Source organism: Amycolatopsis rubida (assembly GCF_900115345.1).
Classification (GTDB): Bacteria; Actinomycetota; Actinomycetes; order Mycobacteriales; family Pseudonocardiaceae; genus Amycolatopsis; species Amycolatopsis rubida.
Window position 1 is genome coordinate 1,116,565 of the sequence record NZ_FOWC01000001.1, and the last position, 14,384, is coordinate 1,130,948.

Here is a 14,384-nt window from a genome sequence, read left to right on the forward strand (position 1 = left end):
ATCCGTGCTGCTCAGTGACCGTGACCTCCGCAAAGAGCTCGACGCCGACCGCCTCGGCATCGACCCCTTCGACCCTGCCATGGTCCAGCCGTCCAGCATCGACGTCCGGCTCGACCGGTACTTCCGGGTCTTCGACAACAGCAAATACACCCACATCGACCCGCAGCTGCAGCAGGACGAGCTGACCTCGCTGGTCGAAAAAGAGGGCGACGAGCCGTTCGTGCTGCACCCCGGCGAGTTCGTGCTCGGCTCCACGTTCGAGCAGGTCCGGCTCGCCGACGACCTCGCCGGACGGCTTGAGGGCAAATCCTCGCTCGGCCGCCTCGGGCTGCTCACCCACTCCACCGCGGGCTTCATCGACCCCGGCTTCTCCGGGCACATCACGCTCGAACTGTCGAACGTCGCGAACCTGCCGATCACGCTGTGGCCGGGGATGAAAATCGGCCAGCTGTGCATTTTCCGGCTGTCCAGCTCGGCGGAATTCCCGTACGGCTCCAGCGAGGCCGGCTCCCGCTACCAGGGGCAGCGCGGGCCGACGCCGAGCCGCGCGTACAAGAACTTTCATCGCGTCGACACCTGGCGCTGAGCCTCACGACACCGGGGCCGCCCAGTCGATCCGGTGCTCCCACATGAACCGGTTCGGGTCGTCGGTGGCGGGTTTGCGCATCGCGCGCGTGATGAAGAAGTCCCGAAGCACCCGGCCCACTGGTCCGGGGGCCTTGGCGTCGCCGTTGCGTTTGCCTTGGGCCACAACAGCTTCCACTCGCTCGCGGCGCAACGCCTCGAAGGTGGGCAACGCGGCTGCCGGGTTCGAGACGTCGCGCAGGCACATCGCGAGCGTCACCGCGTCCTCGATCGCCATCGCCGCACCCTGACCGGCCGCCGGTGACGTCGCGTGCGCGGCGTCGCCGATGAGGCCGATCCGGCCGCGCTGCCACACCGGGACCGTCGGGAAGTCGTACGTCGCCCAGGGTTCGTAGATGTTTTCGCTGGCCTCGATGATCGCGGTGGCCGGGGTGCGGTCCGGGCGGGCCAGGTCGAGCAGCCGCTTCCGCCAGCCGGGACCGCGCATCGCGGCAAGGTCGGATTCCGTCGGCTCGCTGGCGTGCGGCACGTTCGCGAACCACCAGACCGCACCGTCCGGGGCGAGCACGTGTGCGAAGAACGCCTTGCGGCCGAACGTCATGTGCAGGACGCCCGGCTCGTCGTCGAGGTCGAGTCCGCGCGCGAAACCGCCGGTGTTGAGCAGCGGTACGTATCGCGGCGACGGAGCGGAGGGATCCAGGATCCGGCGGACTGCCGACCGTAGCCCGTCCGCGCCGATCAGCAGGTCGCCGTGGGCTTTCGTGCCGTCGGCGAAGACCGCGGTGACACCGTCCGCCGTCTGCTGGGCGTCAGTCAGCCGCTTGCCGAACTCCGTGGGCACGCCGCGTCTGACCGCTTCGTCGCGCAACGCCACGTAGAGATCGGAGCGCAGGACGGTCTGGCTCACCGTGCCGTCCGGCAGCGCCCCGCCGAGCGGGAACTCGCTGAGCCTGCGGCCGTTGCCGAGCCCGAGCGTCATCCGCGGAGTGTCGAAACCCAGGTCTTTGACCAGCGGCTTCAGTCCTAACGGCGTCAGCGCGTCGAGACCGTTCACGGCGAGTGTCAGGAACGCGCCGACGCCCTCCGCGCTGCGGTCGTACGCCTCGTATAGGACCGGTTCGTGCCCCACCTCGTGCAGCGCGATCGCGGTGATCGCCCCCGCGATGCCCCCGCCCGCGATCAAAACTCGTGTCATGGTTCGCCCCTTCGAATATCTTGAAAAGTAATTCGTTCTATCGAACTAAATACTCCGCTAGACTCCGGGGCATGTCAAGCGAACGCGAGGATCTGGTCGCTGAGCTGCTGCTTCGTTCCCGCAAGCTGTCGACCGAGACGGTCATGTTCCATGCCGCCATCGCCGAGCAGAACGGGCTCTCGGCGGTCGAAAGCAAGGTCACCGACTACCTCGCCCGGCTCGGCCCGCTCACACCGAAGGAACTGGCCGAGTACGCCGGGCTCGCGCCCGCGTCGGTCACCGCGCTGGTCGACCGGCTTGAGCGCAAGGGCGTCGTCAACCGGATGCCGCATCCGGACGACCGGCGGAAAGTCCTCGTCCGGGTCGACCCGGCGAACGTCGAACGCGCCGCGCCGCTGTGGGACTTCATTGTCGCCGCGATGAAGTCGATCGCGGCCGGCTACTCCGACGAGCAACTCCAAACGGTGATCGGTTTCCTCGATCAGGCGGCGGCGATCACCCACGAGTCAACCGTGCGTCTCACCCATCGCTCAGCGGAGTGAGGTAATCCCACTGCCGGGTAGGAAATCGCCGCGACGTCACCGGATGGTGGAAAACTTGCCCGCATGGTTTCGGCCGGGAAACGTCTGCTCTTAGTCCTCGGCCTGGTGGCCACTCTGCTGACCCCCGCGGCGTATGCGACGCCCCGGCCAACGCAGGAATTGCAGGTCACGGCGGTCGCCGAACCACATCGGGTGCACGCTGGCGACCAGGTGGAGTTCACGGTGAGCGTGACGAATCCGGCTTCCGTCCCAGCGTCCGATGTGGACGTAGCGGACGAGCGGAACCCGCAGTGCGGCAAGAAGATCGGGACCCTGGCTCCGGGTGCCAGCACGCGTTATCACTGCACGTTCGCCGCGCCGGAGAAGGGGTTCGTCGCCACGGTCAAGGTGACGGGCGTGGGCGCCGGCGGGGAGAAACTGTCGGCCTCGGCGAGCAGCAACGTCGATGTCCTCCGTCCGGCCGTGACGTTGAGTCAACAGGTCGACAAACCGGCTTACCGCGCTGGCGATCAGGCGACCTTCACGCTCAAGACCGCCAACACCGGCGACGTTCCGCTGCACGACGTGACCATCGCCGACCCAGCGGTCCCCTCGTGCGCACGCACCATCGGATCCCTCGCGCCGGGGCAATCGGTGGTGGGCATCTGCACGGCGACTGTGCCGTTGCCGGGCGGAGCCAGCGCGACGGTGAAGGGGATCGACCCGCTGGGCAAGGTCGTCAGCTCGACCGCGGCCGCCAAAGTCCCGCTCATCGCGCCCGCGATCTCCGTTTCGAAGGAGGCCGTCCCGCCGGTGGTGCACGGCGGGGACCAGGTCACTTGGAAAGTCACCGTGCGCAACACCGGCGACAGTTTGCTCAACCCGGTCGACGTCACCGACGACACGACGCCGGAGTGCTCGCGGTCCTTCGGAGGACTCACTCCGGGTGCCCAGCAGACCTACTCCTGCACCGCGAAACCCGCGCTCACCACCACAAACAGCGTCACCGCCACGGGCACGGACGCCACTGGCCGACCAGTCACGGCCAAGTCCTCGGCCACTGTCACGGTGATCCATCCGGCCTTGTCGGTCACCGCTGCCGCCTCCCCCACGCAGGTGCGCGAAGGGGACCGTGTCACCTTCGCCGTCACCGTGCGCAATACCGGTGATGTGCCGCTCGACGACGTCGCGGTGGCCGACGACAGCGCGCCCGGCTGCGTGCGCAAGTTCGACACCATGGCGCCCAACGTGGTCGAGACGTACAAGTGCGAACAGTTAGCCCCGGCGGACGACGTGACGAATACCGTTGTCGCGACTGGTAAAGATCAGCTCGGAACGACACAACGCGCAACCGCGGAGGCGCGGGTCGACGTAGTTCACCCCGCGCTGGAGGCGGCCGTCGCCGCCGCGCCCGCGCAGGTGCGTGAGGGGGACCGTGTCACCTTTACCGTCACGGTAAGCAACACCGGCGACGCCGAGTTCCATGACGTCACGGTGGCAGACGACCAGGTCTCGGAATGCGCGCGAACCCTCGGAACTGTTGCCGCGCAAGGAAAGCAGGCCTTCACCTGCACCACGGTCGCCGGAACGCGGGGCGTCACGAACGACCTGACCGTCACTGGCACCGACCCGACCGGCCGCCCGGCCACGGCAAAGGCGAGCGCATCGTTCACCGTGCAGCACCCGGCGGTCACCTTGACCGCGACTGTCCAAGGTGGACCGTTCCGCGAAAACGACGCCATCGCTGTCCATGTCGTCGTGACGAACGCCGGCGACGTGCCGCTCAACGGACTGGCCGTCACCACCATGGCCCGTGCCGAAGGCTGCGCACAACAGCACGACACGCTTGCTCCCGGAGCCAACTGGACCTTCGACTGTGCCACGACCGCGCCGGGGGCTGACGTGACCGAAGCACTACAGGTCACGGCGAAACCGCCAGTCGGAGCACCGGTCGCGGCGGCAGCAGAGGCGGCGATCGACGTCATCCACCCGCTCGTCACGCTCGCGCAGAGCGTGGCGCCGGCCGTCGTGCGCCCGGGCGAGCCCGCGACGTTCACCGTGACCGTCACCAACGCTGGCGACACCGAACTCCACGACATCCAGGTCGCCGACCCGAATGTCCCGGAATGCGCGAAGCGAATAGGAACCCTTGCCCCGCAGGCAAAGCAAACCTACCCCTGCGCCCGGACCGCGACTGACGACCTCGCTAGCGACGCGACGGTCACCGGCACTGACCCGTCCGGCCGTCCGGTCACCGCGAACGCGAGCGCGCACGTCGACGTCATCCACCCCGCCGTCCAGCTCACCCAGACAGTCGCGCCGACCCAGGTGCGCGAGGGGGACCAAGTCACCTTCACCGTCACCGTGCGCAACAGCGGAGACGTCCCGCTGACGAAGGCGTCCATTGTGGACGAAAAGACCCCCGGCTGCGCCCGCGACTTCCCCACTCTGGCCCCCGGAGAAGAACAGCGCTACACCTGCGCCACCAAAGCCGGGAGTGACGGCTACTCGAACACCGTGAAGGTGACCGCCGCAGACCCGATCGGCGGCACGGCAACCGCCACGGCGGACGCCGCGTTCACCGTCGTGCACCCGGGATTGTCGTTGACGAAGACCGTCCACGGCGGCCCCTTCCGCGCAGGCGACCCGGTCACCTTCACCATCACCGCGACCAACTCCGGCGACGCCCCGCTGACCGCCGTCAAGGTCGCCGACCAGGGCCCGTGCGCGAAAGCCCTCGACCCGCTCGCCCCGAAAGCGAACAAGGCCTACGACTGCACCATCCCCGCCCCCGCCGACGACGCGGTCAGCACCGCGCACGTGACCGGCACCCCGCCGGTCGGCCCGCCGCTCACTGCCTCCGCCGACGCGCACATCGACGTGATCCATCCCGCGCTCACCGTGATGACCTCGGCGAACCCGACCGTCGCGCGGGCTGGCGACACGCTCACCGCGACGGTCTCCGTCACCAACACCGGCGACGTCCCGCTCACGGCGGTGACCAGTGCTGATCCCGCGTGTCCGAAGAAGTTCGACCGCCTCGAACCTGGTGCCGCGCAGAGCTACCCATGCACGGTGAAGGCCAAACCGGACGACTTCGCCATCCTCGCCACCCTGACCGGCACCGACCCGACGAACCGCCCGGTCACCGCGTCCGGCTCGGCGAAGATCGACGTCATCCACCCGGAGATCGCGATCATGAAGGACGCCCAGCCCTACGAGGTGCGCCAGGGCGACAAGGTCACCTTCTCGCTGCTGGTCCGCAACGTCGGCGACGTCCCGCTGACCGCTGTGTCCGTTGTGGACGATCGAACTCCGGCCTGCGCCCACCAGATCCCAAGCCTGGCTCCGGACGCTCAACTTGAGTACCAGTGCTCGATCACCGCAGGTCCGGCCGGGTTCACGAATACCGCGAAGGTGACCGGCACCGACCCGACACAGCGGACGGTGAGCGCTTCGGCCCAGGCGTCGTTCAGGGTGAACAAGCCCGCGCTGGCCGTGGCCAAGCACGCCAACGGCAGCGCATACCGAGCCGACGACGCGGTGCCGTTCGAGATCGTGCTGACCAACATCGGCGACCAGCCGTTGCACGACGTACGGGTGGCTGGCGACCCTGCCTGTGCGCACGTCTTCGCCGAGTTGCCGGTCGGCGGAACCCAGCGCTATCAGTGCGTGGCCTCGGCAAGCGCCGCCCCGGTCACCGCGACCGCGGCCGCCCCGTGGGGCCCGCCGGTCACCGCGACCGGGAAAGCGGGCTTCGCGGTGCTTCACCCGGCGTTGGACCTGCGCCGCGAGCACCTGGAGCAGCCGATCCGGCCGGGTGACCCGGTGACGTACGTGAGCACCCTGCGCAATACCGGGGACGCACTCTTGCACGAGGTGGCCGTTCGCGCCGCGGACCCGGCCTGCTCGTTCACCGTCACCCAGCTGGCCCCTGGCGAACAGCTCACCCGAGCTTGCACGCTTTCCGCTCGCGGGGACGGCACCACGACAACCACCGCGACCGCGACCGATCAGACCGGCCGTCCGGTCACCAGGGAAGCCACCACGACGACGAAGATCGGCCCTTGAGGAAGGCAAAAGAAAAGGCAGCGAAGAACAACTCTTCCTGCCGTAATTAACTTATAACGCATTGGGGGGCTTGCCGCAAGACCCGGGTGGTGCCGCAGAATCTCCAGCCGACCAGGCTGCCGCTCGACCGGCGAACGAAAGCCAGGAACGACCACAGGCGGGGGAAACGAACGAATGGGCAACTACGTGCTCGGTCTCCAGAAGATCGACCGGGAGCAGGTCGCGATCGTCGGGGGCAAGGGCGCGCATCTGGGCGAACTCGCGCGGATCGACGGGGTCCGCGTGCCGCCCGGTTTTTGCGTGACGACCGAAGCGTTCGAGCGGATCATCGCGAACGCGCCGGAACTGGCCGGGCCGCTGGAGCGGTTGGCGAAGCTGAATCCGGACGACCGGGACGCGATCAGCGAGGGTAGTGCGGAGGTTCGGCGGGCACTGGAAGCGATCGTCATCCCGGACGATCTGGCAGCGGAGATCACCGGCGCGCTGGTGGACGGACGCGCCTACGCGGTCCGGTCGAGCGCGACCGCGGAGGATCTTCCCGGGGCGTCCTTCGCCGGTCAGCAGGACACCTACCTGAATGTCCTCGGCGCGAAAGCGGTCGTGGCGCACATCAGCCGGTGCTGGGCGTCGCTGTTCACCGAACGCGCGGTGACCTACCGGCTGCGCAACGGCTTCGACCACCGGAAAGTCCACATGGCCGTGGTCGTGCAGCAGATGGTTTTCCCGCAGGCGGCCGGGGTGCTCTTCACTGCCGATCCGGTGACGTCCAACCGGAAGGTCGCCGTCGTGGAGGCCAGCTTCGGCCTCGGCGAGGCGCTGGTCTCCGGTCTGGTCAACGCCGACAACTACCAGGTACGCGACGGCGCGATTGTCGACAAGGTGATCTCCGTCAAGCAGCGCGCCATCCTCGCCGTCGAGGGCGGCGGCACCGAAGAACAGGTGATCGACGCGGACCAGCGGGAACAGGCCGCGCTGACCGACGACCAGGTCCTTCGGCTGGTGGAACTCGGCCGCCGGATCGAGGCGCATTTCGGCCGCCCGCAGGACATCGAATGGTGCCTGGCCGACGACGAGTTCCAGCTCGTCCAGAGCCGCCCGATCACCACGCTGTTCCCCATCCCGGAGGCCATCGACGAGGGAAACCACGTCTACCTCTCCGTCGGCCACCAGCAGATGATGACCGACGCGATGAAGCCGCTGGGCCTGTCGGTCTGGCAGCTGACGACCCCGCGCCCGATGGCCGAGGCGGGCGGGCGGCTGTTCGCGGACGCCACCGCACTGCTGTCGGTGCCCAAGAGCCGCACCAGTTTCCTTGCCGTGGTGGGGAAATCCGATCCGCTGATGGCGGACGCACTGGAGACCGTTCTTTCCCGCGAGGGCTTCATTTCCCCGGCCGAGGACGACGGACCCGGTCAGCAGGTCCCCGGCGCCGCACCGGCCACCATCGAAACCGATCCGGCCGTCGTCACCGAACTGATCCAGCACAGCGAGGCTTCCATCGCCGCGCTGCAGCGCGAAATCGCCGCGAAGTCCGGCAGCGAGCTGCTCGACTTCCTCTTCACCGACATCGAGGAAATGCGCCGGATCCTCTTCGATCCGCGCAGTCATCAGGTGTTCACCGCGGCGATGCAGTCGTACTGGTGGCTGAACGACCATCTGCGAGAGTGGCTCGGCGAAAAGAACGTCGCCGACACGCTCACCCAGTCTGTCCCGCACAACATCACCGCGGAGATGGGCCTCGCGCTCCTCGACGTCGCGGACGTGCTCCGGACCCATCCCGAGGTCGTCGCGTTCCTCCAGGACGTCGAGGACAACGGGTTCCTGGCCGAGTTGCCCAAGCTGGCCGGCGGGGAGGAATCGCGCGCCGCGATCCAGGGATACCTCGACAAGTACGGCATGCGCTGCGTCGGCGAGATCGACATTACCCGGCCGCGGTGGAGCGAACAGCCGGTCGCGCTGGTGCCGATGTTGTTGTCCAACATCAAAAACTTCGAGCCGGGGGCCGGGCACCGCCGCTTCGACCAGGGCCGCCGGGAAGCTTTGGACAAGGCGCGGGAGGTCCTGGAGCGCTTGCGCGCCTTGCCGGACGGCGAGGCGAAGGCGGAGGAAACCGAGCGGATGCTCGCGCGCGTCCGCACGTTCACCGGGTACCGCGAGTATCCGAAGTACGGCATGGTCAGCCGCTACTTCGTGTACAAGAAAGCTCTGCTGGGCGAGGCAGAGCGCCTGGTGCGGGCCGGCGTGCTCGACGAACCGGAGGACCTCTTCTTCCTGCGCTTGCGGGAATTCCAGGAGGTCGTGCGGACGAACGAGGTCGACCGCGAATTGATCCGGCAGCGCAAGGAAGCGTTCCGGTCCTACGCATCGCTGACGCCGCCCCGCGTGCTCACGTCGGACGGCGAGGCCGTTTCCGGCAGCTATCGCCGCGAAGACCTGCCCGAAGGCGCGCTGGGCGGGCTGCCGGTGTCCGCCGGGACCATCGAGGGACGCGCCCGCGTCATCCTGGATCTCGCCGACGCCGATCTCGAACCGGGCGACATCCTCGTCACGGCGTACACGGATCCGAGCTGGTCACCGCTGTTCGTGGCGATCACCGGTCTGGTGACCGAGGTCGGCGGCCAGATGACGCACGGCGCGGTGATCGCGCGGGAGTACGGCCTGCCCGCGGTCGTCGGGGTGCAGAACGCCACGCGGCTGATCAAGGACGGACAGCGGATCCGCGTCAACGGGACGGACGGGTACCTCGAAGTTCTCGACGCGCGGTAGGGGATCTCCGGGCGCTGCGCCATTTGGAGGTAACCATCGTAATCAGTTCGTGATAGTTTCCGCGGCTGTGTCCTCCATTAGTGTGCGCGTCCGGGTCGTTAGTGTGACTCTCAGTGTTCTCTTTGGGGGCCTCGGAGCAGCCAGCGGGACTTTCGCGCTGCGCTCCGGGCATCTCGACACACTGAGCGTCGCTGTCCCGGAAACCCGCAACGGCGGCCTGTCCTCGGGTGCGTTGCGGCCGTTCGCGGTGTCGCCGGCGTCCTCCACGTCGGCGACACCGAGCAGCAGCGCGCCCGCGACTACGGCCTCGACCTCGGCCACGCCCGCGCCGCCCCCGCCGCCCGCCGAAGAGTCCAAAGAGGACACTCCGACGCGCAGCAGCGCGAAGCCGTCGCCCCAGCCGCGCAGCGCGCCGACGCTGGCGGGCCAGGTCATCGCACTGGTCAACGACGAACGGGACAAGGCGGGCTGCGATCCAGTGGCCGAGGAAGCACATCTCGGCAAAGCCGCGCAAGGGCACAGCGACGACATGTCCGAGCGTGACTACTTCTCCCACGACACCCCGGAAGGCAAGAGCTTCGCCGACCGCATCACCGACGCCGGGTACCCGAAGCCGGGCGCGGAGAACATCGCGAAGGGTGCGACCAGCGCGGACCAGGTGATGCGGATGTGGATGAACTCCAGCGGGCACCGCAAGAACATCCTCAACTGCTCGCTGAAGAAGCTGGGCGTCGGCGTCACGACGGACGGCTGGTACTGGACGCAGGACTTCGGCTACTGATTCGGCCGCGGCGGGAGGCCGTATCGGGCCAGCACTGCCGCCCGCAGCTTCGGATCCGTCCGCGGAACCGGCTCGATGAACACCTCGGAGACGTCCGGGAACCGCTCGCTCAACTCGTCCGCCAGCCGCACACAGGCGTGTTCCAGGTCGGCGGCGCCGAGCGCGTCGTCGAAGTCCACGCGGGCGCAGACCAGGACGTTGTCGGTGCCCATCAGCATGGTCTGCAGATCCACCAAGGCGTCGATCTCCGGCGCGGCGCCGAGGTGGTCCCGGATGCCGCGGACCAAGCGCGGATCCGCCTGACGGCCGACCAGCAGACCCCGGTTCGTGCTGCCGAGCAGATACGCGACGCACGCCAGTAGCACGCCGATGAGGATCGACGCGATGCCGTCCCACACGTCCGAGCCGGTCAACTGGTGCAGCCCGATCCCGGCGAACGCGAGCAGCAGACCGACCAGCGCCGCCGAGTCCTCGAAGAGCACCGTCTTGGGTGCCGGGTCGTCGATCATCCGCAGGTAAGCGAAGAACGGCCGCTGCTCGGCTTTCGCGTCGCGACGGACTTGGCGAACCGCCTGCGCCCACGAGACCGATTCGAGCGCGAAAGCCAGCGCCAGCACGATGTAGCCGACAATCGGTTTCGTTTGCTCCGAACCCTCGCCGAAGACGGTGGCAAATCCTTCGTACAGTGCGAAGACCGCACCGGAAGCGAAGATCGACACCGCGGCCAGCAGCGACCAGAAGTACCGCTCCTTGCCGTACCCGAACGGATGGCGGCGATCAGCCGGTCGCTCGGACCGTTTCAACGCGGTGAGCAGCAGCACCTCGGTGATGGTGTCGGCGACCGAATGCGCGGCCTCGGACAGCATCGCGCCCGATCCGGTGATGATGCCCGCGACGAGCTTCAGTATCGCGATGGCCAGGTTCACCCCGCCGGCCAGCACCACGGTGAGAGTGCTTTCGCCGCCGCCCTCCGATTCGTCGCTCACGCCGGAAAGACTAACTGCACTGCGGGGTGCCGCGCCTGCTGCAAGCGGCCACGACGAGTACGAGCGTGCCCGCGACCAGCAACGACTGCTCAACCGTCGCGGCGAGGCCCGCATCGACGGCTGTCAGCAGACCGACCCAGCCGTACGTCACCGCGGCACCCGCAGCCAGCGAAATGGCTGGAGGACGCACACGGCTCGCGTACGCGACCACTGCCGCTTCCAACGCCAGCATGACGGCAACAGTCGGCCACGGAGGCAGGAAGCCTGTCTTCATGACGACCTGGAACGCGGTGCTTGCGAGGAGGCCGACCACGAAGCCGAGCCAACTTTTGCCGCGCACCGGTTTCGGGGTGGCCGTCAGTCGAAGAGCAGCGAACACGAGTCCAGCGGCCACGAGGAACGCACCGATCAACTGTGTGGGCGCCGCGAGGAAGTGCCCCATTTGGTAGCTCACGAAGAACGTTGCCGCGCAGCCGATGACCAACACGACGCTCCACGCCCATAGGCCAGGTCGGTGCAACCACGGCGTACGGCCGAAGAAGGCTTCCGCGATCGCGATGGGCGTCGCGATGCTCCACACCACGTGCAGCGTCACCACGTACACAGTCCACTGCCCGCCGACGCCCAGCCAAGGAATGTAGGCGGGCTTAAGCAGATCGAGACCGAGATAGTGCGGGTTGAACAGCGTCTGAGTCAGCAGTCCTTCTTCAGCGACCCCGTATGCCAGCGCCAGCGTGACGATGGTCGGCCAGCCTCGGTTCATCCGCCGCGCGACCTCGCGAATCAGCACCGCCCCGGCGCCGTACAGCGTCACGAACATCGCGAACATGGCCAGCTGCCGACCGGCTTCCGGCGGGCCGGCCAGGTACTGGTCGCCGAGCAGGAACTCGGCGAAGAGCGGTGAAAGCGCGGCCAAGGCGGCGATCGCGGTCTTCCGGAATGTCATGCCGGGACAGTCGCAGCGCGCCGACCTTCGGACCCGGGCCGAACATCCTGATCTGACCCTGACAAATGTCCCGGTAACACCAACGGCCCCTGGCATCCGCGGATGCCAGGGGCCGTCGTCAGGGAGAGAACCTCAGTCGTCGCCCTCGGGCAACGGCGTTCCGGTCGGCTTCTCGTCGGTCGGGACGTCCGGCTTGGCGGACAGTTCCGCGTCCGATTCGCCCAGCGACGGCGCGCCTGAGGCGACCAGCGCCGGCTCCGGCTTGCGCTTCACCGCGGTCAGCAGCAGCTGCGCGACGTCCACGACCTCGACCTTCTCGCTCGCCATGCCGTCGCTCTGGCGCGAGGTGACGCCGTCGGTGAGCATCACGCGGCAGAACGGGCAGCCGGTGGCGATCTTCGACGGAGCGGTGCCGAGCGCCTCGTCCACGCGCTCGACGTTGATCCGCTTGCCGATCTTCTCTTCCATCCACATCCGCGCGCCGCCCGCGCCGCAGCACATCGACCGGTCGCCGTGCCGCGGCATTTCGCGCAGCTGCGCACCGGACGCGCCGACTAGCTCGCGGGGAGCGTCGTAGACCTTGTTGTGCCGGCCCAGGTAGCAGGGGTCGTGGTAGGTGACGTCCTCGGCGACGGGCGCGACCGGCGTCAGGTGCTTCTCCCGCACCAGGCGGTTCAGCAGCTGCGTGTGGTGCACGACGTCGAACTGGCCGCCCAGCTCCGGGTACTCGTTGGCGAGGGTGTTGAAGCAGTGCGCACAGGTGACGACCACCTTGCGCGCCTTGCGTTCCCGGCCCTCGAACACCGAGTTCAGCACCTCGACGTTCTGCTGCGCCAGCATCTGGAACAGGAACTCGTTGCCCGCGCGGCGAGCCGGGTCACCGGTGCAGGACTCCTCCGAGCCGAGCACGGTGTACTTGACGCCCGCGATGTGCAGCAGTTCGGCCACCGCGCGGGTGGTCTTCTTCGCGCGGTCCTCGAACGCGCCGGCACAGCCGACCCAGAACAGGTACTCCGCGTCGCCGAGGTCGCCGTCGAAGACCGGGACCTCGAAGTCGAGGTCTTCGGTCCACTGCAGCCGGTCCTTGGCGTTCTGGCCCCACGGGTTGCCCTTGTTCTCCAGGTTCTTGAACATGCCGTTCAGCTCCGTGGGGAACGACGACTCGATCATCACCTGGTAGCGGCGCATGTCGACAATGTGGTCGACGTGCTCGATGTCCACCGGGCACTGCTCGACGCAGGCACCGCAGGAGGTGCAGGACCACAGCACGTCCGGGTCGATGACGCCGCCGTCGTCGCCGATGAGCGCCTTCTCGGACTCGGCAATCGCGAGGACGTCGATGCCCGCGTACATGTTGTCGCCGGACAGGCCAACCTCATCGCCCGCCATGTCGCGCTTGCCGCCAGCGAGCAGGTACGGAGCCTTCGCGTAGGCGTGGTCGCGAAGCTGCGTGATGAGCAGCTTCGGCGACAGCGGCTTGCCGGTGTTCCACGCCGGGCACTGCGACTGGCAACGGCCGCATTCGGTGCAGGTGGAGAAGTCCAGCCAGCCCTTCCAGCTGAAGTCCTCGATCGCGCCGACGCCGAAGGTGTCCTCGTCCGGGTCAGCCTCTTCGAGATCGAGCACCTTGCCCTTGCTCATCATCGGCTTGACCTTGCCGAGCGCGACGCCGCCGTCCGCCTCGCGCTTGAAGTAGATGTTGAAGAACGCGCTGAACCGGTGCCAGGCGATGCCCATGGTCATCGTGCGGGCCACGACGATCAGCCAGACGGTGGCGCTCATCAGCTTGATGAAGGCGAACACCGACACCAGCGCCGCGCTTGAGGGCAGCAGCTCGCTGAGCGGGTTCGACACGAACGCGGCCCAGGTCGGCGTCTCGTGGACGTGCATCGCGGCCTTGCCGGCGCGCACGCCGATGATGCCGATGCCCTCGACGATCACCACGGCCTCGACGAAGTAGGCCCACTTGAAGTTCGAGCCCGCGAAGCGCGACAGCCGGTCGGCGCGGCGCGGGTGGTTCAGCTGCCGGATGATCGCGAGCGCGACGCCGCCGACCACCGTGCCGACGCCGAGCAGCTCCATCAGGAGGCTCCACAGCGACCAGTCTTCGAGGATCGGCCAGCCCCAGGTCGGGACGAACACCTCGCCGTAGGCCTCGAACAGCGCGAGCGACCCGATCAGGAAGCCCCACATGACCAGCCAGTGCCACGGGGCGACCTGGCGGAACTTCGCCATGCGGGTGTGTGCCGCGAACTCCTTGACCAGGGTGATCATGCGCGGCACGAACGGGCCGTTGCGTGTCGCGTCGGGCTGGCCGAGCTTGATCACCCGCACGAAGCGGGCAATGGTCGCGATGAACATTCCCCAGGCGACGATGCCCAGGAGGACGGAGATCCCCCCGAGCGTCAGCTGTACAGCGCCCATCGTCGGGTGCCTTTCGTCCGGTGTGGTGGTCCCGCCGCGCGAGCGCGCCGGTGCCGAGCAGGGTAACGCTTCTTACTGATGGGTAACCGGTCTGGCGGCCCCAAGTCCC

Annotated in this window: 9 protein-coding genes; 5 read left to right on the forward strand and 4 right to left on the reverse strand. The window is 68.0% G+C overall.

What is annotated here, in order from left to right:
* Positions 1-4 precede the first annotated feature (4 nt).
* Positions 5-586, forward strand: a complete 582-nt coding sequence (dcd, locus tag BM362_RS05480; RefSeq protein WP_037354328.1) for a dCTP deaminase — start codon at positions 5-7, stop codon at positions 584-586.
* Positions 587-589: 3 nt separating this feature from the next.
* Here dcd and BM362_RS05485 read toward each other — a convergent pair whose 3' ends face one another.
* Positions 590-1,780, reverse strand: a complete 1,191-nt coding sequence (locus BM362_RS05485) for an FAD-dependent oxidoreductase (protein WP_093572364.1) — start codon at positions 1,778-1,780, stop codon at positions 590-592.
* Positions 1,781-1,851: 71 nt separating this feature from the next.
* Here BM362_RS05485 and BM362_RS05490 point away from each other — a divergent pair, with 71 nt between their 5' ends.
* The 4 genes from BM362_RS05490 (at position 1,852) to BM362_RS05505 (ending at position 9,919) form a co-directional block, all read left to right on the forward strand.
* Positions 1,852-2,322: a MarR family winged helix-turn-helix transcriptional regulator gene (locus tag BM362_RS05490; RefSeq protein ID WP_067577584.1), complete on the forward strand. Its 471-nt coding sequence runs from the start codon at positions 1,852-1,854 to the stop codon at positions 2,320-2,322.
* A 63-nt stretch (positions 2,323-2,385) separates the two neighbouring features.
* Positions 2,386-6,372 carry a DUF7507 domain-containing protein gene (locus BM362_RS05495; RefSeq protein ID WP_093572365.1) on the forward strand — a complete coding sequence of 1,329 codons (3,987 nt, stop codon included), beginning with the start codon at positions 2,386-2,388 and terminating at the stop codon, positions 6,370-6,372.
* 174 nt (positions 6,373-6,546) lie between these two features.
* Complete coding sequence (gene rph, locus BM362_RS05500; RefSeq protein WP_093572366.1) at positions 6,547-9,138, forward strand: rifamycin-inactivating phosphotransferase; 2,592 nt, start codon at positions 6,547-6,549, stop codon at positions 9,136-9,138.
* A gap of 103 nt (positions 9,139-9,241) precedes the next feature.
* Positions 9,242-9,919: a CAP domain-containing protein gene (locus BM362_RS05505; protein ID WP_198545197.1), complete on the forward strand. Its 678-nt coding sequence runs from the start codon at positions 9,242-9,244 to the stop codon at positions 9,917-9,919.
* On the opposite strand, the gene BM362_RS05510 is transcribed toward BM362_RS05505, so the two are convergent.
* The 3 genes from BM362_RS05510 to BM362_RS05520 form a co-directional block, all read right to left on the reverse strand.
* A complete protein-coding gene (locus BM362_RS05510) occupies positions 9,913-10,905 on the reverse strand; it encodes a cation diffusion facilitator family transporter (RefSeq protein ID WP_067577575.1) in 993 nt (330 codons plus the stop codon). The genes BM362_RS05505 and BM362_RS05510 overlap by 7 nt on opposite strands.
* A gap of 10 nt (positions 10,906-10,915) precedes the next feature.
* Complete coding sequence (locus BM362_RS05515) at positions 10,916-11,851, reverse strand: hypothetical protein (RefSeq protein ID WP_093572368.1); 936 nt, start codon at positions 11,849-11,851, stop codon at positions 10,916-10,918.
* 132 nt (positions 11,852-11,983) lie between these two features.
* Positions 11,984-14,275: a (Fe-S)-binding protein gene (locus BM362_RS05520; protein WP_067577571.1), complete on the reverse strand. Its 2,292-nt coding sequence runs from the start codon at positions 14,273-14,275 to the stop codon at positions 11,984-11,986.
* Positions 14,276-14,384 lie beyond the last annotated feature (109 nt).